Source organism: Acidaminococcus hominis, from assembly GCF_900291475.1.
Classification (GTDB): Bacteria; Bacillota; Negativicutes; order Acidaminococcales; family Acidaminococcaceae; genus Acidaminococcus; species Acidaminococcus hominis.
Map to the genome: position 1 here is coordinate 135463 of NZ_OLMM01000005.1, position 20093 is coordinate 155555.

Below are 20093 nucleotides of genomic sequence, written 5' to 3' on the forward strand. Positions count from 1 at the left end.
AGGCAGGAAAATGAACGTGGTGGAAAAAACGGGGAAAACCGTTGAAGACGCAGTAAAAGCGGCACTGGGTGCCTTGGGCAAAGCCCGGGAACAAGTGAACGTAGAGGTTTTGGAAGAACCCAAAAGCGCAATTTTGGGCTTTATCGGCGGCCGGGATGCTAAGGTCCGGGTTACCGTAAAAGAAGTGAAAAAGGCAGCAGAAGCTGCTGCGGCTCCTGTTATGGCAGAAGCAGCCAAGAAATTGGCCGATGCTGCTGCCCAGCTCCAGGCAGACGCTGAAGCGGAAGAAAAAACCGAAGCACCGGAAACGGCGAAAAAAGCGGCCCCGGCAGAAACGGATGCGGACAAGGAAGCAGAACGGCAGGCAGTGGCTGCCACCGGCAAGGAATTCCTGGAAAACATCTTTACTGCTATGGGGATGCATCTGATGATTGAGAAGTTTGTCAACCGGAAGGAAGATGAAATTCTTTTGAAAATCCATGGAGAAGGGATTGGCGTCCTCATCGGCAAGCATGGCCAAACGCTGGATGCACTCCAGTACCTGACCAATTTGGCCGGCAACAAGGGCCATAAATCCTGGAACCGGATTATCCTGGATGCGGAAAATTACCGGGAACGCCGGCGTCAGACGTTGGAACGCCTGGCCAAGAACCTGGCAGACCGGGTAAAACGGACCCATAAAAAAGCCATGTTGGAACCCATGAATCCTTATGAACGGAAGATCGTACACGTGAGCCTGCAGGACGATCCGGCGATTACCACCTACAGTGAAGGGGAAGAGCCCTTCCGCAAAGTGGTTATCGATGTGAAATAAATAACAACGACTTAGCTCCGGACACTATGTTCGGAGCTCTTTTTTTGGAGGAACTATGGACGATACAATCAGCGCAATTGCCACGGCCCTGGGCGTGGGCTCCATTGGAGTCATTCGCCTGAGCGGGCCGGAAAGTCTAGCCATTGCCAATACCTTGTTCCAGGGCAGGAAGGCCTTGGGGCCGGCTGCTGCCCGGCAGCTTTTGTATGGACATATAAAGGACCGGGAAGGCCAGGAAGTGGATGAGGTGCTGGCGGTGTATATGCCGGGCCCCCACTCCTATACGGGAGAAGACGTTTGTGAAATCCAGTGCCACGGAGGGCGGCAGGCCTTGCAGGAAATTCTGGCCCTGACCTATCAGGCAGGGGCCAGGCCGGCGGAGCCTGGAGAATTTACCAAACGGGCGTTTTTAAACGGCCGGCTGGATTTGGCAGAAGCCGAATCCGTCATGGATATCATCAACGCCAAAAGCCGCCGGGCACTTCTGGCGGCCAACCGGGGCCACGAGGGCGGCCTTTCCAAAAAGGTCAAGGCCATCCGGGAAGAGCTTCGGGGGCTCATTGCCCAACTGGAAGCCGTGATTGATTATCCGGAGGAGGACATTGAAGATGTAACCTACGAAAAGGCCCAGGAAGTCTTGGCCAAAGGCCGGGCTGCTGTGGACCAGCTGCTGCAAAAGGGCAGCGCTGGACGGATTCTCCGGGAAGGGCTGCGTACGGCTATTGTGGGGCGGCCCAATGTGGGCAAGTCCAGCCTGCTCAACCAGCTGCTGCAGACGGACCGGGCCATCGTGTCCAGTATCCCGGGCACTACCCGGGACATCATTGAGGAGCAGATGACCATTGCCGGGATTCCCCTGGTGCTCACCGATACGGCAGGCCTTCGGGATACGGAAGACTACGTGGAGAAAATTGGCGTGGAACGGTCCCGGGCTGTTTTGGAGGACGCCCAGCTGGCGCTGGTGGTGCTGGATGGCTCCCAAAAACTGACAGAAGAGGATGAATCCCTTCTGGAGAGCCTAAATGGACGCCAGAAGCTGATTTTGGTGAACAAGGCAGATTTACCCATGGAAGTGGATTTAAACGCCTTAAAACGCAAATATGGAGACGAAAATGTGCTGGTCCTTTCCGTAAAAACCGGAGAGGGCATGGAAGCGGTGGCCCAATGGCTGCAGCATTTTGTCTACGGGGAAGGTTCCGACAGCGAACTGGGCAGTGTAACCCAAAACGCTCGGCAGGAAAATCTGCTGCGCAAAGCCCTGCAAAGTTTGGAGGATGCCCTGCAGGGGGCCCAAAACCATTATCCCTATGATTGTCTCACCATCGATTTGACCCAGGCCCTCCATGACCTGGGAGAAATCACCGGGGAAGACGTACCCGATGAAATTATCAATGAAATCTTTGCCCGATTCTGCGTTGGCAAATAAGGCAAAGCCAGGAGGAAAAGAAATATGATCGTTGTGGATCATTATGATGTTGTTGTAATAGGTGCCGGCCACGCCGGCTGCGAAGCTGCTTTGGCAGCCGCCCGGCTGGGCCAGAAGACCCTGCTGGCTACCTTGTCCATGGATAATATAGCCCTGATGCCCTGCAATCCGTCCGTAGGGGGTCCGGCCAAAGGCCATCTGGTCCGGGAACTGGATGCCCTGGGGGGCCAGATGGGCCTTACGGCAGATGAAGCCTGCATCCAGATGCGGATGCTGAATACCGGCAAGGGCTATGCGGTACAGGCCCTTCGGGCCCAGGCTGATAAGCCCCTGTACCACACCCTGATGAAGGAAGTGGTGGAGAACCAGGAAAACCTGGACGTAAAGCAGTTAATGATTGACAAGCTGCTGGTAAAGAACGGTGCTGTCCAAGGGGTGGAAGCGGAAACGGGAGAAGCATTTGAGGCAGACTGCGTCATTTTGGCTACAGGTACCTATTTAAGAGGCCGGATCCTTTACGGGGAAGTGGCTTATATGGCCGGCCCCAATGGCCAGCGTTCTGCTATGAAGCTGACGGATTCCCTGCGGGAAGCCGGTTTGCAGCTGATGCGGTTCAAAACCGGCACGCCTGCCCGGGTGGATGCCCGGAGCCTGGATTACAGTAAGATGGAACCCCAGTATGGGGATGAACGGGTGCGGAATTTCTCCTTTATGAGCCAGATTGCCACCCGGTTCCAGGTCCCCTGCTATCTGACCTACACCAATCCCCATACCCACCAGATTATTCGGGATAATTTGGACCGCAGCTGTATGTTCAACGGTACCATTGAAGGGGTGGGGCCCCGGTACTGCCCCAGCATCGAGTCCAAGATTGTCCGGTTTGCAGATAAGGATCGGCACCAGTTGTTTCTGGAGCCGGAAGGCCTGCATACCAATGAGGTTTACGTCCAGGGCATGAGTTCTTCCCTGCCGGCAGAAATCCAGGTACAGTTCATGCAGACCATTCCCGGCCTGGAACACTGCAAGATGATGCGGGCCGGCTATGCCATTGAGTACGATTGCTTGGATCCCCTGCAGCTGAAGGCCAATTTGGAACACAAGGAAATCAGCGGGCTGTTCAGTGCAGGCCAGGCCAACGGTACCAGCGGCTACGAGGAAGCGGCTGCCCAGGGCCTGATGGCCGGAATCAACGCAGCTCTCAAGCTGCAAGGCCGGAAACCGCTGATTCTCAAACGGTCCGATGCATATATTGGGGTGCTCATTGATGATCTGGTAACCAAGGGCACTACGGAACCTTACCGGATGATGACCAGCCGGGCAGAATACCGGCTGCTGCTGCGCCAGGATAACGCAGATCTGCGGCTGACCCAAATGGGCCGGGATGTGGGGCTGGTGGATGATGCCCGGTATGCGGCCTTTACCCGGAAGCGGGACCTGATTGAACGGACCTTGTTCCAGTTGGGCAAAGTGAACCTGGCCCCCAGTGAGGAAAATCAGGAGAAGATTACCGCCATGGGCTCTGTGCCTCTGCGGTCTTCCATCAACCTGCTGGACCTGCTGCGCCGGCCGGAAATTACCTATGAAAAGCTGGCCAAGGCGTTTGACCTAAAACAGCTTCCCCTTGAAGCAGCGGAACAGGTGGATGTCCAGGTGAAATACGAAGGGTATATCCAAAAGCAGAAGCAGGAAGTGGAACGGGCCCTGAAGCTGGAAAACAAACTGCTGCCGGAAGAAATTGATTATACCCAGCTCCACGAGCTGTCCTCGGAAGCCATGGAAAAACTGGCCAAACAGCGGCCGGTCTCCATTGGCCAGGCCAGCCGGATTTCCGGCGTATCCCCGGCAGACATCAGCGTGCTGATGGTCTACCTGGAAACCATGAGAAGACAAGGAGAAAAAGCATGAGTTTTCGCGAAACCTTGGAACAGGCTGCTGCCCAGGCGGGTTTTCCGTTAACGGGGGAGCAGCTGGACCGCTTCCAGCAGTATACGGACCTGCTGCTGGAAACCAATAAGAGCCTGAACCTGACAGCCATTACCGATCCTGAGGAAGTGGCTTTGAAGCATATGGTAGATTCCCTATTGGTCTATAACCCCAAGACCTTTCACAACCATACCATTGCTGATGTGGGAACGGGCGCCGGTTTTCCTGGCATACCGTTAAAAATCTATGACCCCAGCATGCGGGTAACCCTGATTGACTCCCTGCAAAAGCGGCTGAACTTTTTGAAACAGGTGGTGCAGGAGTTGGGCTTGGGACAGGTGCGCTGCCTCCACGCCAGAGCCGAGAATGCAGGCCAGGACCCTGCCCTGCGGGAAAAGTTCGATGTGGTAACGGCTCGGGCGGTGGCAGCCCTTCCGGTACTGGCTGAGTACTGTCTGCCGCTGGTACGGGTAGGAGGAACCTTTTACGCCATGAAGGGCCGTCATTTCCAGGAGGAAACGGACGAGGCACACCATGCAGTAGAGGTGCTGGGCGGTAAAATCAAGGAAGTACGGCCGGTAACCCTGCCGGGGCTGGATGACCAAAGGGCCATTATTACTATCGAGAAGGTGCGGCATACGCCGGCTCAGTATCCTCGGAAAGCTGGAACTGCCAGCAAGAAGCCCTTATAAAAGAATACCTTTCCTTAAAAGGCAATGTTTCACGTGAAACATTGCCTTTTGATTTTTAAAATAAAAAATAGGTAAATTGCAAGTTGAATTTGAACAACTATAATCAAGAAACACACTCAATAGCATAAACTTCATCGAGGAATGCATCAAATAGCTCTGACGGCGTATGGTAGCCCAAAACACGACGTGGGCGCTGGTTCAGCGTATCTGCCATGTTCAGGATATCCTCATCAGAGAACCGCTCTANAACACACTCAATAGCATAAACTTCATCGAGGAATGCATCAAATAGCTCTGACGGCGTATGGTAGCCCAAAACACGACGTGGGCGCTGGTTCAGCGTATCTGCCATGTTCAGGATATCCTCATCAGAGAACCGCTCTACGGACATGCCCTTTGGGATGAAATCCCTCAGCAAGCCATTGTGGCGTTCGTTTTGAGCCCGTTCCCACGAGCTGTACGAATGTGTAAAGTACATCTTGGTGCCGAGACTCTCGAACTGTGACAAGTTCTCAAACTCAGGACCGTTATCGGCCGTCATCGTCTTAAAAATCTGGCTGAAGCGCTCTGCGCCATATAGCTCCTGCAACTGTGCAAGAGCGGATTCAACGCCGGCACAGGTACGTCCAGGAATGCGGATGGCGATGTAGTTGCGCGTAACCTTTTCAACAGCAGTGAAGACTACTGCCTCACGGCCTGCACGCTGACCAACGACCGTGTCCACTTCCCAGTGGCCAATTTCGGTACCTTCATTGACGACGGCAGGACGTTCCTCAATGGAGCGACCCTTCATACGCTTGTTCTTACGTACCCATTTCCGACGGTGTTTATGCTTTAAGGCTCGCGGGACTTCGAAGAGCGACAGCGGAAGCTTATTAGCCCAAAGCATGTTGTAAAGCGTCTTGGTACAGGGAATCTGTTCCGGCGTAAATAGCTTGTTCCGCCTAGCATAGCCAACGCAGGCATCCAGTGACCAACGTTCCTGGCGGACTTGTTCTACCATCCATTGGATGAACGATTCGCAGTCGTCATGATCGATTTTGCAAGTCTTCCTGGAGTTCTTGCGATTCTTTGCGTATGCCTTCTGACCGCGCTTTGCCATATACTGTGGGGCACGACCGTGCTTGCTTTTTCGTTCCGGCGTTCCACGCCGAAGCTCATAGAAAACAGTCGTATGAGCACATCCTACTGCAGCAGCAATGTTGCGAAGGGAAAGCCCTTGACGATGCAGAGCTTGAATCATACCACGTTCTTCCAAAGAAAGATGGCGGCCGGGGATACGTACGTCCTCCATTGTGTTAGAATGGATGTGATCCATCGTGATTGCTCCTTTGTTGATGATTTCTCGCAAAACCATTTTAGCATGAGGCTTCACTATGGATTTTTATTTTTTGATTAACTGTTCAAGTTCATTTTACAACTGACCNTCCATTGTGTTAGAATGGATGTGATCCATCGTGATTGCTCCTTTGTTGATGATTTCTCGCAAAACCATTTTAGCATGAGGCTTCACTATGGATTTTTATTTTTTGATTAACTGTTCAAGTTCATTTTACAACTGACCAAAATAAAAAATAGGCTGCGGTGAAAATATTCATCATGGTTCTGGAAGCGGGACTGATTTTTCGGTTCTGTAATAGCAAAGGCAGAATGGGAAAACGATTAAGCCCAAAAGGTGTACTGTTAATGTCGGGCGGCAAAAGTTGGCCTATGCCGAGGAATTTTCCAGCAAAGGCGTCTAAGCCTGAGACAGGAGAGCAATGTTTCACGTGAAACATTGCTCTCCTGTATTCCCGCTTGCAGTACTGCAAGGGGATAATCCAGCAATTAGCCTGATTTATGGCTTTGGCGACTGCTGACTTGGCGGTGCAGGACCCTCAGAAAAAAATGTTGAGCTGTCCCTGAAGGAAAAGCCGCTTCTTAGGATTAGACCAGGTGTAAGAAATGACTGCTTGCGGAAATGCAGGGGTAGACGCTTCGTTTCACAGACTCCAGGGCAATGTTTCACGTGAAACATTGCCCTGGAATAGTATTAATAAGTTGACTTAGCTATGGAAAAGCTCCTAGCCTCGCTTCCCTGGAAACGAAAAAATGGTAATGGCCAGAGCTAAGAAATCCGCAATGCTCCAAAAAGAAATGAAAGACCGCTCCAAAGGGAGAAAATATAAAAGAGTATCAGTGAGAGGGTTGTTACAGGAAACACTGACAGCAAAATAGTGAATGCTTCACGTGAAACATTCACTATTTTGCTTTTTATGCAGGAAAAAAGCCTGGGTTTTCTCCATTTTGACACAAGCTGTGATACAATAATAGCCAGTGCATCAAAAATGAAAGCGAAGGAGTGACACTCATGTCCCAAATACTTGCTGTGGCCAACCAAAAGGGCGGTGTAGGAAAGACGACTACCAGCATCAATTTGGCAGCCTGCCTGGCGGAAAGCCGCAAGAAGACCCTTCTGGTGGACCTGGATTCCCAGGGAAATGCTACCAGCGGCCTGGGCATCGATAAAAGCAGCCTGACCCAATGCATGTACGATGTATTGGTGAATAATGTGGATATGGCTAGCCTAATTCAGCCTACAGCCTGGAAAAACCTTTGGGTTGCACCGGCAACCATGAACCTGGCCGGAGCGGAAATTGACTTGATTGACAAGAAAAATCCGGCCAATGCCCTGAAAAAACATTTGAATAAAATCCGGGATAACTATGATTATGTGATTATTGACTGCCCTCCGGCCTTGAGCCTGTTGACAGTCAACGCACTGACGGCTGCAGATGCGGTGTTGATTCCCATCCAATGCGAATTCTACGCCTTGGAAGGGGTTACCCAACTGATGCAGACGGTGGAACGGATTCGGCAGACCAGCAATCCGGAACTGAAAATCAATGGCATTGTGATGACCATGACGGATACCCGGACCCATTTGTCCAATGATGTAGTGGAACAGGTGAAAAGTCATTTCCCGGACCTGATCTACAAGACGATGATTCCCCGGTCCGTACGGTTGGGCGAAGCCCCCAGCTATGGACAGCCGATTACGGTCTATGATCCCCGGGGCAAGGCAGCAGAAGCCTATAAGGCACTGGCAAGAGAGGTGAAGCGGCGTGGCAAGTAAAAAAGGCGGGCTGGGTGCAACCGGCCTGGATAGAATGTTCGGCAGCCGGGCTAAGGCATCGGCACCGGCAGTGGAAGAGAAAAAAGAAGGGGATACTGTCACGGAATTGGCCGTAAAAGACCTGGTTCCTAACCCCTACCAGCCCCGGCATACCTTTGATCCGGAGAAAATGCAGGACCTGATTCATTCCGTCAAGGAAAGCGGGGTTATTCAGCCTCTGATTGTCCGGAAAAAAGGCCGGCAGTATGAAATTGTAGCAGGGGAACGGCGCTGGAGAGCCGCCAAAGAAGCCGGCCTTGCCAAAGTTCCTGTGGTAGTACGTACCTACGACGATGCGGCCATGATGGAAGTGGCCCTGGTGGAAAACCTGCAGCGCAGCGACCTGGATCCTTTGGAAGAAGCCCGGGGCATCAAACGCATGATGGAAGCCCTGCAGCTGACCCAGGAAGAGGCTGCCAAGCGGCTGGGCAAAAGCCGGGCTGCCGTGGCCAATACCCTGCGGCTGCTGAATCTGCCGGAGGCTGCTGCCCAACTGGTGGCGGAAGGCCAGCTGACTGCTGGCCAGGTACGGCCTCTTTTAGGTCTGGAAGATCCAGAAAAAATCACGGAACTTGCCCAGCAGGCTGCGGCCGAGGGCTGGAGTGCCCGGGCTGTAGAAGAAGTGGTGAACCGGGAAAAGCAGGCGGACCAAAAGGTGGATTATTTGCAGCAGCTGAATGATCTGCTGGGAGATGAAGCCCCGGAAAAAGGGAAAAATAAGAGCAAAAAAGCCCTGAAAAAGGCACAGAATGTCTATGTCCGCGGCTTTCAGGACCAGCTTACCGAGTATTTAGGAACCCGGGTGAAAATTGAACCGGCCAAAAAGGAAAATGGCGGCCGGATTATCATTGAGTACTATAATGATGATGATTTGGAACGGGTTTACGACCTGCTGAAAGAAAAAGATGAGAAACCTTCCAGCTCAGGGACTCCCGGAAAATTTACCGTGTGAGAAGGGTGTGGAATAAGCAATGATAGGAGCAGGAACCCTGGCCAACGCTGGGGCAATTGTGGCCGGCAGTGTGGTGGGTCTCGCCGCCGGCCGCGGAATCAAGGAAAAATACCAGGAAACGGTGCTGTATGGCCTGTGTCTTTGTGTAATGATGCTGGGCCTGCAAATGGCTTTTCAGGGCAAACATATTATGATTACCATCAGCAGTCTGGTGCTGGGCTCCATTATTGGAGAAGCCATGGATATCGAGGCCAAATTGGAACGATTTGGTACCTGGCTGGCCAAAAAGGTTCAAAGCCGGCGAAAAACCACTAGTGCCGGAGATGAAGGGGCCTTTGTTCAGGGCTTTATGTATGCCAGCCTGATCTACTGCGTAGGAGCCATGGCCATTGTAGGGTCCATTCAGGACGGCCTGGGGGGAGATCCCACGACCTTGTACACCAAGGCAGCCCTGGATGGTCTCAGCGGCATCATCTATGCCGCCAATATGGGCGTAGGCGTGCTTTTTTCCGCCTTGTCCGTATTGGTCTACCAGGGCGCTTTAACGGCTCTGGCAGGGCTTTTGGGGCCCTATATGAGTCCTGAAGTGGTGCAGGAGATTGCTGCCAGCGGTGGGCTGATGATCTTCGGCATTGGCATCAATATGACCAAGCTGCTGAAAATCCGAATCGGGAACATGCTTCCTGGCTTGGTGGTGGCTGGGGTCGCTGCCGTTATTTTCTTATAAAATACTTGCAGATTTAACCCAAAAAGAGTATAATACTTTCCATCGGGGTTATAGCTCAGTTGGTTAGAGCGCATCGCTCACATCGATGAGGTCTACGGTTCGAGTCCGCATAACCCCACCAATTGAAGTGTTGGCATTGCAGTTTGCTGCAATGCCTTATTTTTTTGCCTTTCTTGCAGGCAGAGAAGAGAAAACCTCGCAAAAGGCCCCAAATTGCCCTGAGAGACGCCGTGCTTTAATACGCGTAAACTAGCTAGGAAAAACTAAAAAATCCCGTTACAGGGCAAATCTGGGCCTGCTATTTGAGCCCTCTTGCCCTGGAAAGTGGGGCTCTGGCGAGAAAAGGCGCACCCCAGTTGGAAAGGAAAGCGGTGCAGCAGCGCCAGGTGAAGCAGGTACTGGGAAAAGGAAGCAGCGGCTGCCAGGACCTGCGGCGCCTGGTAATTCCGGCTGCTCGGGTCTATTAGAATGCTTTTGCGGAAAAAATCAGGGAAGAGATGTTCCAGGGTTCTGCCTACCAACAAGCGCACAAGCAGGTAAATCCGCAGGCATTTTCCCGCTGTAGCTGCTTTTTGCCAAGCTTTTTGCTGCATTGTTCACGGTCATTTCTGCGTCCTCCCTTTTTTGCCGGAAAAATTTCCGCTTATTTTATGGAGCTTGGAGCGTTTTGCTCTGGGCTCCTATTTCTTTTGCGCAAAGCTGGTTCTTGCCTGTTTTTGGCGGTCCTTTACGGCTGCCTAGCCAAACTCAGCTGGACCTATTGCTTTCTGGAATCCCCTTGTGGCTTTTGGAGTTATTTTGCTGGGCCCTTTGCTGTCCTGCAAGTTGGGTCTATTTTAGCCCCTGCTGCCCTTTTTGCAGGTCATTTCTTCTGGTTAAAGAAAAGTATTTTCTGCATAAAAATGCAGTATCCTTGGGAACCGTATTTTACAGGCTCATTGGCAATGTACACGTCGGATGGACAATCCGGCGCAGGCAGAAAAACGCAGCCAGAAAAAACCTCCTGCAGCGGCAAGCCGGGAAGAAGCACTGAAAGAATGGAACTAGTAAGCCATAAATGCTTTTTAAAGAAAGAATTTGAACATTACGAAGCAATTTATGCTTAATCTAGAAGGAAAATAACAATTTTTAGGCTAATTTGGCCTATTTTTTGTGTTTGAAGTGCTGATTGCTTCTGGAAAAGCAGGGGGGCAGCCTGTCTGCCAAAAGGGGCTAAGCTTGCGCCGATTTCAGCTAAGGGGTTACTGGTGGAATAGAAGTGCATAAATATACAGATTTAAACTGCATACTTATGCATGTCAATTCTGCTTTTCTTATAGGACACTCTTTATTTACTGAGTTACTTCATTTTTCATAGGAGGACTGCTACAATACAGGAGAAGGGAGCTGACACCATGTACAAAAAGAAAATGGAAGAAGACATACGCTGCCCGTTGGAATACGGACTGGAGCTGTTTGGCGGAAAATGGAAATCCCGGATTCTCTGTGTTTTGGCCTCCCAGGGAAATCTGCGCTACAGCCAGCTGCGCCGGGAAATGAGCAATATTACCGATGCGGTGCTGGCTACTACCCTGAAGGAACTGCTGCAGGCTGGGATGATTGCCCGGAAGGCCTATGAGGAAATTCCACCCCATGTGGAATACAGTCTGACGGCAAAGGGCCGCTCTGCGGTACCCATTCTCCAGGAAATCTGCCAATGGTCGGGCTTATTTTATAAGGAAACAACTACGGCGCACCCGTTGACCCAATGTGAGCGCTGCGATTATAAATCCCCTGAATGACTCCTGGCAAAGCGTCCCGGTACAGTGGGGGATGCTTTTTTGCTGTGCCGGAAAAGGCTGGACCGGGTTTGGTCCTGGCCGGCTGTATCATTGCCGAGTATTTTTGTAGTATAATATTTAAATACCCATTTGCAGCAGACGGGTATCGTCTGTTGGGAGAGGAGCTGGAGGACCGCTTCTGCAAGGGCGGAAACGGCGTTTTTCCTTGCTCCTGGAACTCACGGTTTTGCCGTGGGGGTATAGCCCTTGAATTGGTTTGTTTAAAGGAGTTTGTCATGTTTGTCTATGCAGATAACGCAGCCACCACAGGCGTCAGCAAAAAGGCGCTAGCGGCGATGCTGCCCTATTTTACGGAAAAATACGGGAACCCTTCCAGTGCCTATCCCTTTGGCCAGGAAGCTTCCCGGGCCCTGATTCAGGCGAGGGAAACCATTGCCCGCTGCCTGGGGGCGCTGCCCAGCGAAATCACCTTTACCTCGGGGGGCAGTGAAGCCGACAACCAGGCCCTTTGGACGGCAGCCCTGAAGGGGAAAGCCCAGGGGAAATGCCATCTCATTGCGTCCTCGGTGGAACACCATGCGGTGCTGCACACTTTAAAGGTCCTGGAGGAAAATGGCTTTACGGTAACCTTGCTGCCGGTAGATGCCAACTGTCAGGTGTCCCCGGAGGCGGTGCAGGAAGCCCTGCGGCCGGATACCTGCCTGGTCTCCGTGATGGCGGCCAACAATGAAACCGGCGCCCTGCAGCCCATTCAGGCAATTGGCCGGCTGTGCCAAAAGGCGGGGGTCCCTTTCCATACGGATGCCGTCCAGCTGGTGGGGCATTTGCCCCTTTCGGTCAAGGCCTGCGGTGCCACCCTGCTGTCCCTTTCCGCCCACAAGTTCCATGGACCCAAGGGCGTAGGTGTGCTTTTTGCCAAACGGGGTTACGAATTGGAAAGCCTGATTCAGGGGGGCGCTCAAGAACGGGGAAAACGGGCTGGTACTGAAAATGTACCCGGGATTGTAGGTATGGCAGCAGCTCTGGAAGAGGCCTGTGCCAATCAGGAAGCAGCCCGGACCCGGCTGTCCGCCGCCCGGGATCAGCTCCAGGAACGGTTCCTTGCGCTGCCGGAGGTCAAAGTCCACAGTGCAGGGGCGGACCGGCTGCCCGGCCATTTGAACGTGGCTTTTGGGGGCGTTTCCTCGGAAGCCCTGCTGCCTATTTTGGGGGAACGGGGCATCTGCGTGTCCGCCGGTTCGGCCTGCGCTTCCGGGTCCCCAGAACCCAGCCACGTGCTGCTTGCCATGGGCTGCAGCCCAGAGGAAGCCAAGAGCTCTCTGCGTTTTTCCCTGGGGGACTCTATTACCCAGGAACAGATCGATTATCTCTATACGGAAACCTGTCAGGCGGTAGAACGTCTGCGGCAGATACACCGGCAGCCTAAGCCGGAGAAAGGCTGGTAAATATGAAGGCGTTAATTGCCATGAGCGGTGGGGTGGACAGCTCGGTTGCCGCCAAGCTGATGCAGGAGCAGGGCTATGACTGCATTGGCTGCACCATGAAGCTGTACAACAACCCGGATGCCGGGTGCAATTCCAAGACCTGCTGTTCCCTCAGTGATGTGGAGGACGCCCGGAGCGTGGCTGCCCGGCTGAATATGCCCTTTTATGTCTTTAACTATACGGAAGAGTTCAAGGACCAGGTAATGGAAAAGTTCGCCGAGAGCTATACCCGGGGAGAAACTCCCAATCCCTGCATTGACTGCAACCGCTTCCTGAAGTTTGGGGCCCTGTATGAACGGGCCCAGGAACTGGGCTGCGACTGCGTGGTGACGGGCCATTATGCCAGGATCCGGAAAACCCCGGAGGGCCGCTACGAACTGCTGCGGGCCCTGGACCCGGCCAAAGACCAGAGCTACGTCCTGTACAACCTGACCCAGGAGCAGCTGGCCCATACCCAATTTCCTTTGGGCATCTACCACAAGACCAAAACCCGGGAAATTGCTGCGGAAAACGGTTTTATCAATTCCCAGAAGCCGGACAGCCAGGACATCTGCTTTGTGCCCAACGGTTCCTATACCGATGCCGTCCAGCGGATTTTGGACTATAAGCCCCAGCCCGGCCCTTTCCTGGACCTTGAAGGCCGGGTGATTGGCCAGCACAAGGGCATTATCTACTACACTTTGGGCCAGCATAAGAAATTGGGACTGAACCAGCCGGATTATCCCCTGTATGTGGTGCGCATTGATCCGCAGCGCAACGCAGTGGTGGTAGGTCCTTCTTCCGCCCTGTTTTCCCGTTCGGCCCGGGTAACGGGGGCCAACTGGATCAGCGGCCAGGTGCCCGAAGCGCCGGTACGCTGCCAGGTCAAGGTCCGTTACCGGCAGGAAGCCCAGCCGGCAGTGGTTACGGCTACGGGCCCGGATACCTTTGAGATTCTCTTTGATGAGCCTCAGCGGGCCATTACTCCCGGCCAGGCCGCCGTACTCTATGACGGGGACGTGGTGCTGGGCGGAGGCACCCTGGAAGCGGAGAAAACGGGCGAAACTAAAAAATAACGGGAGAAAAAGTTTTCTCTTGCGATTTTTTGTTTCCTATGATACAATTACAAGGCTGTATATAAAACTTATATACTTCTTCTGCCCTCATGGTAGAGGAGCAAATCCAAAGGAGGAGGTGATTTCGTGAATAACTACGAAGTCATGTACATCGTTAAGCCGGTAGAGGAAGACGCTTTCAACGCTGTTGTAAAGAAGTTCGATGATCTGCTGGTTGCTAACGGCGCCACTATTGAAAAAACCGATAAGTGGGGCAAGAAACGCTTAGCATATCCTATTCAAGACTTTAATGATGGCCTGTATGTTCTGACCACTTTTGCTGCTGAACCGGCATGCGTGAAGGAACTGGACCGTGTCATGAAGATTACTGATGAAATGCTGCGTCATATGATCATTCGCAAAGGCGAATAAGGAGGGTTGGTGTATGAATCGCATTGTACTGTTGGGCCGTCTGGTACGGGATCCGGAAGTCCGGGTTACTCCTACGGAAAAAACGGTCTGCACCTTTACTCTGGCAGTTGATCGTCCATTTTCTTCAAGAAATGGTCAGCGGGAAGCGGATTTTATCAACATTGTCACTTGGAATAAAACCGCTGAAGTATGTGGGAACTATTTGTCCAAAGGACAGAGAGCCCTGGTAGAAGGCCGGCTGCAGATCCGCAGCTACGACGGTAAAGACGGCAACAAGCACTACGTGACGGAAGTCATCGCAGATCATGTCGAATTTATCGAAACGAAAGGTTCCGCTAACCGCGGCACCGATTCCGGCGCTTCTTCCCAGAACAATTCCTCTCACGGCAGCAGCAATGCTGGCCCCATGGGTGGATTTGGCTCTGAAGTCGGTTTTGACGAAGAAATCCCCTTCTAAAAGGGAGGATAGAGAAGCGTTATGATTAAACGTGATAGAGGTAACAGAAGACCTAGAAGAAAAGTTTGCTCCTTCTGCGTCGATAAAGTGCAAGAAATCGATTACAAAGATGCAGCTAAACTGCGCAAGTTCATCACTGAACGGGGCAAGATTCTGCCGCGCCGTATTTCCGGCACCTGTGCAAAACATCAACGTCAGTTGACCATTGCCATCAAACGTGCTAGAAACGTTGCATTGCTGCCTTTTACGGCTGAATAATTGTAAAAACGAGACAGATCCCTTGGGGGTCTGTCTTTTTTTTACCAAATCATGTAAAATATAATATTACCATATCAATTACTGGTTTGGCCCTGAAATGCACCTGCGTTTCCCCTGGGTCCAGAACCATTGAGTAAGGAGGCCAATTTGCAGATAAGAAAAACGTCCGCAGTGGTGGAATCCGGAATCCTGGCTGCCATCGCGGTTATTTTTACCTTGGTAGGGAACTACATTCCCGTGCTGGATATGATCGTCAACATCCTGTGGCCCCTGCCCATTATTCTTTGCGGGCGGAGGAACGGACTGAAATGGAGCATTTCCTGCCTGGTGGTGACAGGCTGCGTGGTAGCCGTACTGTTGTCCCCGCTCCAGGCCCTGACCCAGTGTCTGATTCTGGGCCTGATTGGCCTGATGATGGGCTGGGCCATGCGCCGGCAGATGTCCCCCGGGCAGACCCTGCTTATGGGCAGTCTGGGCGCCTTTATTTCCACGGTGCTCAGCGTGCTGGCGGCCTACGTGTTCATGCACATCAACGTGGTGGAAGTGTTCTTCCAGTCCGTGGATGAATCCCTCCAGCTCAGCAACCAGATGTTCGAGACCCTGGGCATGAGCGGCATGACGGCTGTCCAGGCGGCCCAGGTGCGCCAGTTGTTTGAACTGGTGCTGCCCGCCGGGGTGCTCCTCAGCGCACCGGTTACGGCCCTGGCCAACTATTGGGCTGCCCGGAAGATTCTGGCCCGGATGGGGGATTATTATCCCTGGTTCCCGCCCTTTTCCCAGTGGGCCATTCCCAAATTGACCCTGCTGCCCTATGGGGTCGGACTGGCGCTGATTGTCCTGCACCAGAATGCCCAGGATTCCTTGCTTTACCGGGGCGGTTACACGTTGTATATGATGGCCAGTATGTTCCTGCTGCTGCAGGGGCTGTGCCTGATCCGCTGGTTTGTGGAATACCGGCATTATCCCCGTTTCCTGCTGCCGCTGGCCCTGGTACTGACCTTTACCATGCCGGTGGTCTCCCAGTTTGTGGTGGTTTTGGGCGCCTATGACATGGTATTCGATATCCGGAAAATCCGTAGGAAACAAAACGGGGACAAACAGTAGGGGGATATTATGGACGAGAAATCGCGCAGAAATATTTGGCAGTCGGTGCGCATTGGCGTGGCCCTGATCGGGACCGTGCTGGTGGTCTACGGGATCTGTGTGAACCAGGCCCTGTGGACGGCCGTGGGCTTTGCTTCTGTGCTGTTGGTGTACTATCTGACCTTCCGCAGCAACCGGCTGCGGGAAGCCTGGTTCAACCATTCCATGACCACGGTGGTCCGGAATATTGAACGGGCCAACAATTATGCGGTGCAGCGGATTCCCATCGGCATCGGGGTCTTCGACAAGGAAGGCCATCTCCAATGGCGGAACCGGCTGTTCAACGAGTACGTAACTGTGGACGCACCCTCCGGAACGGCCTTGGAAAAAATCCTGCCGCCGCCGGAAAACAACTTTGCCACCCTGCGGCTGCGGGATGCGGAAAAGCAGATCAAGATTGGGGACCGGATTTACCAGATGCTGGTACGCCGGATCCAGATTACCGATGACCCCGCCGACGATACGGGCATTGTGCTGTATCTCACGGACATTACGGACCGGCAGCGTCAAAAACGCCGGTACGAGGATGGCCGGCCGGTGGTAGCCTATGTGCAGTTCGACAACTACGACGATGCCATGAAGGGACTCAACGAAAACGAGCGGGCCAGCCTTTTGGTAGATGTGACCAAGGCCATTGGCGGCTGGGTAGACGAGGTCCATGGCTATTTCCAGAAATGCACGGAAGATTTGTACGTGGTGGGCCTGAGCTGGAAGGGTCTTAATGAAACCATCGGGAAAAAATTCCCGGTGCTGGACAAAATCCGGGAAATCAAAACCAGCAGCCGGATCAACCCCACCATCAGCATTGGGGTGGGGGCTGTAGGCAAGAACCTTTCCGAAATGAGCCAAAAGGCCCAGGCTTCCCTGGACCTGGCCCTGGGCCGGGGCGGTGACCAGGCCGTAGTCAATATCGAAGATGAAATGCATTTCTACGGAGCCAGAGGTTCCGTACAGGCCAAGAATACCCGGGTTCGGGCTCGGATTGTGGCCCAGGCCATCCACGAGCTGATGACCAACGCCGACCAGGTGATGGTCATGGGCCACGCCAACGAAGATTACGATGCCCTGGGGTCCGCCATCGGGGTGGCCAAAATGGCTCTGACCCTGGGCAAGAGCTGCTGCATCGTCAACAGCGGCCAGGGTTCTTCTTTAAAGAAACTGGAAACGGTTTCTAAGGATCAGAGCGACCGGTACCTGTCCCTGATTGTGGATGAGGAAGAAGCCCTGAAACGGCTGACTCCGGGCTGCATCCTGGTACTGGTGGACCACCACCGGGCCATGCTCAGTGCGGCACCCAAGGTGCTCCAGGCCGTGAAGAAACGGATTATCATTGACCACCACCGCCGGGCAGAGGATGCCATTAAGGACGTAATGCTGCAGTACATGGAGCCGTCCACTTCCTCCACCTGCGAAATGGTCACGGAAATCCTCCAATATTTCCAGAACCGGATGAGTTTTTCTGAAGTGGAAGCCACGGCCCTGTACGCAGGGATTCTGGTGGATACGAAAAACTTTGCCGTTCAGACCGGGGAACGGACCTTTGAAGCTGCGGCTTTCCTGCGGCGGAACGGGGCGGATCCCCATATGGTTTCCCAATTGTTCAAGGACGACGAAAATACGGTGCTGACCCGGGCGAAAATCATTACTGAAATGAAGACGCCCTTGCCGGGGCTGGCCCTGTCCGTCCACAAATGCTCCGCCCAGGACAAGGATACCTCCGTGATTGTGGCCCAGGCAGCCGATGAGCTGCTGACCATGGACGATATCCACGTCAGTGTGGTGCTCAGCGAAAATGAAAAGGGCGTCAGCATCAGCGCCCGCAGTGACGGTTCCGTCAATGTGCAGGTGATGATGGAAGAGCTTGGCGGCGGCGGTCACCAGACCGTAGCCGGGGTGCAGGTCAAGGACGTAAAGGCAGAAGATTTAGTGCCCAAGGTCATTGCCCTGGCCAAAGAACAAATGAAGGAGAGCGATACCGATGAAAGTGATTCTGCTGCAGGACATCAAGAAGTTGGGTAAAAAAGGTGAAATTATTGAGACGGCGGAAGGTTATGGCCGCAACTATCTGATTCCCCGGGGCATGGCGGAAGAAGCTACGTCCCAGAACCTGAACCAGGCCAAACGGGACCAGCAGGTAGCTGCCCACCGGAAAGCCCAGGCTCATGACGAAGCCGTAATCCTGGCTTCCCAGCTGGAAAAGGTTACGCTGCATATGAAAGTGAAAGTGGGCGCCAACGGCAAGCTGTTTGGCTCCATTGCGTCCAAGGATGTGGCAGAAGCCCTGCTGGCTCAAACCGGCATGGAAGGGGTGGACCGCCGCAAAATCGAAATTCCGGAAGTGATCAAGAGCCCGGGCGAATACAAAGCCACGGCCAAATTGATGCCGGATATTACCGCTACCTTTAAGGTATTGGTAGAGACGGAGGAATAATGGAAGAACGTATACCCCCACAAAATGTCGAAGCGGAACAAAGCGTCCTGGGAGCTATGCTCATCAGCCGCGATGCCATCGATAAAGCTGGGGAAATCCTGACGGAAGAGGATTTCTACCGCCAGGACGACCGGATCATCTTTTCAGCCATTATGGACCTGCACGGCCGCAATGAGGCTGTGGATCTGGTCACGGTTACCGAAGAACTGCGGAAAATGGGAAAGCTGGAAGCCATTGGCGGTACGGCGGCCATTACAGCCCTGAGCAACGCAGTTCCCACGGCAGCCAATGTGGTTTACCATGCCAAGATTGTGGAGGAAAAGTCCCTGCGCCGGCAGCTGATTGAGGCTGCCACCGACGTGGCGGCCAGTGGCTACGAAGAAGAAGAGGATATTGCCCAGACCATCGATAAGGCGGAGCAGAAAATCCTGGCCGTGGCCAACCGGAAGCATTCCGGCGGCATGGTAAAAATCAAGGATATTGTCAAAGCCGCCATGGGCCGGATTGAGGAATTGTACGATTCCAAGGACGCCTACACCGGGCTGCCCACCGGCTTTACGGACTTTGACAGAATGACCAGCGGCCTGCAGCCCTCCGACCTGATTATCGTGGCTGCCCGCCCGTCCATGGGTAAATCTTCCCTGGTACTGAACATTGCAGAGCACGTGGCCATCAAGGGGCATAAGTCCGTGGCCTTCTTCTCCCTGGAAATGAGCAAGGAGCAGCTGGTGCAGCGTATGCTGTGCTCCGGCGCCGATATTGACGCCTCCCGGCTGCGAATTGGCCAGCTTCAGGACAGTGAATGGCCCAAACTGGTGAAGGCCGCTGACGAACTCAGTGAGTCCAAGATCATGATGGACGATACCCCGGGGATTACCGCCCTGGAAATGCGGTCTAAATGCCGGCGCTGGAAAAACGAAAATGGTCTTGACCTTATTATCGTGGACTATCTGCAGCTGATGCAGGGGTCCTCCCGTCGGGCCAGTGACAACCGGCAGCAGGAAATGAGTGAGATTTCCCGTTCCCTGAAGGGCCTTGCCCGGGAACTGAATGTTCCCCTGATTGCCCTGTCCCAGCTGAGCCGGAGCGTGGAATCCCGTACCAGCAAGCGCCCTATGCTTAGTGACTTGCGGGAATCCGGCGCTTTGGAACAGGATGCGGATATTGTTTGCTTTATTTACCGGGATGATTACTACAACCCGGATACGGATCAAAAGAACATTGCCGAACTGATTGTGGCAAAGCATCGTAACGGACCTGTAGGAACCGTACAGCTGTTCTTCAAGAAGGATACTACCCGGTTTGCAGATTTGACCAAAGACCATATAGGGTAAGCCGCCCCAGGCGGAAGGGCTGCTCCTGCTGCTGGCAATTGCCAGTGGTGG

At 53.4% G+C, this 20093-nt stretch carries 18 protein-coding genes, 1 tRNA gene and 1 pseudogene; 19 read left to right on the top strand and 1 reads right to left on the bottom strand.

Annotated features, from left to right (window positions below):
* The first annotated feature begins 10 nt into the window (after window positions 1-10).
* From jag to rsmG, 4 genes are read left to right on the top strand one after another with little or no spacing between them, the layout of a single operon-like run.
* Window positions 11-814 carry an RNA-binding cell elongation regulator Jag/EloR gene (jag, locus tag C7E10_RS07060; RefSeq protein WP_105326632.1) on the top strand — a complete coding sequence of 268 codons (804 nt, stop codon included), beginning with the start codon at window positions 11-13 and terminating at the stop codon, window positions 812-814.
* Between the two features lie 55 nt (window positions 815-869).
* Complete coding sequence (gene mnmE, locus C7E10_RS07065) at window positions 870-2240, top strand: tRNA uridine-5-carboxymethylaminomethyl(34) synthesis GTPase MnmE (RefSeq protein WP_105326633.1); 1371 nt, start codon at window positions 870-872, stop codon at window positions 2238-2240.
* Window positions 2241-2264: 24 nt separating this feature from the next.
* The gene (mnmG, locus tag C7E10_RS07070) at window positions 2265-4145 is read left to right on the top strand and encodes a tRNA uridine-5-carboxymethylaminomethyl(34) synthesis enzyme MnmG (protein WP_105326634.1); all 1881 of its coding nucleotides are present in this window, start codon (window positions 2265-2267) and stop codon (window positions 4143-4145) included.
* Window positions 4142-4855, top strand: coding sequence for a 16S rRNA (guanine(527)-N(7))-methyltransferase RsmG (rsmG, locus tag C7E10_RS07075; protein WP_105326635.1), 714 nt, complete (start codon window positions 4142-4144; stop codon window positions 4853-4855). Before mnmG ends, rsmG begins: the two co-directional genes overlap by 4 nt.
* A gap of 256 nt (window positions 4856-5111) precedes the next feature.
* Here the strand turns inward: rsmG and C7E10_RS07080 are convergent.
* A pseudogene (locus C7E10_RS07080) lies at window positions 5112-6173 on the bottom strand (IS30 family transposase); the annotation flags it as partial.
* Window positions 6174-7205: 1032 nt separating this feature from the next.
* Here C7E10_RS07080 and C7E10_RS07085 point away from each other — a divergent pair.
* The 15 genes from C7E10_RS07085 to dnaB all read left to right on the top strand — a co-directional run bounded on the left by C7E10_RS07085 (window position 7206) and on the right by dnaB (window position 20042).
* Complete coding sequence (locus C7E10_RS07085; RefSeq protein ID WP_105326636.1) at window positions 7206-7970, top strand: ParA family protein; 765 nt, start codon at window positions 7206-7208, stop codon at window positions 7968-7970.
* Window positions 7960-8961, top strand: a complete 1002-nt coding sequence (locus C7E10_RS07090; protein ID WP_231085707.1) for a ParB/RepB/Spo0J family partition protein — start codon at window positions 7960-7962, stop codon at window positions 8959-8961. Before C7E10_RS07085 ends, C7E10_RS07090 begins: the two co-directional genes overlap by 11 nt.
* A gap of 19 nt (window positions 8962-8980) precedes the next feature.
* Window positions 8981-9688, top strand: a complete 708-nt coding sequence (locus C7E10_RS07095; RefSeq protein WP_105326637.1) for a DUF554 domain-containing protein — start codon at window positions 8981-8983, stop codon at window positions 9686-9688.
* Window positions 9689-9732: 44 nt separating this feature from the next.
* Window positions 9733-9809: transfer RNA gene (locus C7E10_RS07100), tRNA-Val, on the top strand.
* Between the two features lie 376 nt (window positions 9810-10185).
* The gene (locus C7E10_RS11965) at window positions 10186-10794 is read left to right on the top strand and encodes a hypothetical protein (protein WP_146109050.1); all 609 of its coding nucleotides are present in this window, start codon (window positions 10186-10188) and stop codon (window positions 10792-10794) included.
* Window positions 10795-11082: 288 nt separating this feature from the next.
* A complete protein-coding gene (locus tag C7E10_RS07110; protein ID WP_105326639.1) occupies window positions 11083-11469 on the top strand; it encodes a winged helix-turn-helix transcriptional regulator in 387 nt (128 codons plus the stop codon).
* Between the two features lie 275 nt (window positions 11470-11744).
* The gene (locus C7E10_RS07115; protein ID WP_105326640.1) at window positions 11745-12914 is read left to right on the top strand and encodes a cysteine desulfurase family protein; all 1170 of its coding nucleotides are present in this window, start codon (window positions 11745-11747) and stop codon (window positions 12912-12914) included.
* 2 nt (window positions 12915-12916) lie between these two features.
* Window positions 12917-14008, top strand: coding sequence for a tRNA 2-thiouridine(34) synthase MnmA (gene mnmA / locus C7E10_RS07120; RefSeq protein WP_105326641.1), 1092 nt, complete (start codon window positions 12917-12919; stop codon window positions 14006-14008).
* A gap of 126 nt (window positions 14009-14134) precedes the next feature.
* Window positions 14135-14419: a 30S ribosomal protein S6 gene (rpsF, locus tag C7E10_RS07125; RefSeq protein ID WP_105326642.1), complete on the top strand. Its 285-nt coding sequence runs from the start codon at window positions 14135-14137 to the stop codon at window positions 14417-14419.
* Between the two features lie 13 nt (window positions 14420-14432).
* Window positions 14433-14876: a single-stranded DNA-binding protein gene (locus tag C7E10_RS07130; protein WP_105326643.1), complete on the top strand. Its 444-nt coding sequence runs from the start codon at window positions 14433-14435 to the stop codon at window positions 14874-14876.
* A 21-nt stretch (window positions 14877-14897) separates the two neighbouring features.
* Window positions 14898-15134 carry a 30S ribosomal protein S18 gene (gene rpsR, locus C7E10_RS07135; protein WP_105326644.1) on the top strand — a complete coding sequence of 79 codons (237 nt, stop codon included), beginning with the start codon at window positions 14898-14900 and terminating at the stop codon, window positions 15132-15134.
* A 147-nt stretch (window positions 15135-15281) separates the two neighbouring features.
* Complete coding sequence (locus C7E10_RS07140; protein WP_105326645.1) at window positions 15282-16238, top strand: YybS family protein; 957 nt, start codon at window positions 15282-15284, stop codon at window positions 16236-16238.
* A gap of 9 nt (window positions 16239-16247) precedes the next feature.
* On the top strand, window positions 16248-18296 hold the full coding sequence (locus C7E10_RS07145) for a DHH family phosphoesterase (RefSeq protein ID WP_105326646.1): 2049 nt from the start codon (window positions 16248-16250) through the stop codon (window positions 18294-18296).
* A complete protein-coding gene (gene rplI / locus C7E10_RS07150) occupies window positions 18256-18708 on the top strand; it encodes a 50S ribosomal protein L9 (RefSeq protein ID WP_105326647.1) in 453 nt (150 codons plus the stop codon). Before C7E10_RS07145 ends, rplI begins: the two co-directional genes overlap by 41 nt.
* On the top strand, window positions 18708-20042 hold the full coding sequence (gene dnaB, locus C7E10_RS07155) for a replicative DNA helicase (RefSeq protein ID WP_105326648.1): 1335 nt from the start codon (window positions 18708-18710) through the stop codon (window positions 20040-20042). The genes rplI and dnaB overlap by 1 nt, the downstream gene beginning before the upstream one ends.
* Window positions 20043-20093 lie beyond the last annotated feature (51 nt).

Excerpts from the sequence above, each read along its gene's own strand:
- jag (WP_105326632.1), top strand. The coding sequence starts at position 11 with ATGAACGTGGTGGAAAAAACGGGGAAAACCGTTGAAGACGCAGTAAAA.
- mnmE (WP_105326633.1), top strand. The coding sequence starts at position 870 with ATGGACGATACAATCAGCGCAATTGCCACGGCCCTGGGCGTGGGCTCC.
- C7E10_RS07145 (WP_105326646.1), top strand. The coding sequence starts at position 16,248 with ATGGACGAGAAATCGCGCAGAAATATTTGGCAGTCGGTGCGCATTGGC.
- C7E10_RS11965 (WP_146109050.1), top strand. The coding sequence starts at position 10,186 with ATGTTCCAGGGTTCTGCCTACCAACAAGCGCACAAGCAGGTAAATCCG.
- dnaB (WP_105326648.1), top strand. The coding sequence starts at position 18,708 with ATGGAAGAACGTATACCCCCACAAAATGTCGAAGCGGAACAAAGCGTC.
- C7E10_RS07115 (WP_105326640.1), top strand. The coding sequence starts at position 11,745 with ATGTTTGTCTATGCAGATAACGCAGCCACCACAGGCGTCAGCAAAAAG.
- mnmG (WP_105326634.1), top strand. The coding sequence starts at position 2,265 with ATGATCGTTGTGGATCATTATGATGTTGTTGTAATAGGTGCCGGCCAC.
- mnmA (WP_105326641.1), top strand. The coding sequence starts at position 12,917 with ATGAAGGCGTTAATTGCCATGAGCGGTGGGGTGGACAGCTCGGTTGCC.
- C7E10_RS07095 (WP_105326637.1), top strand. The coding sequence starts at position 8,981 with ATGATAGGAGCAGGAACCCTGGCCAACGCTGGGGCAATTGTGGCCGGC.
- rsmG (WP_105326635.1), top strand. The coding sequence starts at position 4,142 with ATGAGTTTTCGCGAAACCTTGGAACAGGCTGCTGCCCAGGCGGGTTTT.
- rplI (WP_105326647.1), top strand. The coding sequence starts at position 18,256 with ATGAAAGTGATTCTGCTGCAGGACATCAAGAAGTTGGGTAAAAAAGGT.
- rpsR (WP_105326644.1), top strand. The coding sequence starts at position 14,898 with ATGATTAAACGTGATAGAGGTAACAGAAGACCTAGAAGAAAAGTTTGC.
- C7E10_RS07085 (WP_105326636.1), top strand. The coding sequence starts at position 7,206 with ATGTCCCAAATACTTGCTGTGGCCAACCAAAAGGGCGGTGTAGGAAAG.
- C7E10_RS07130 (WP_105326643.1), top strand. The coding sequence starts at position 14,433 with ATGAATCGCATTGTACTGTTGGGCCGTCTGGTACGGGATCCGGAAGTC.
- C7E10_RS07110 (WP_105326639.1), top strand. The coding sequence starts at position 11,083 with ATGTACAAAAAGAAAATGGAAGAAGACATACGCTGCCCGTTGGAATAC.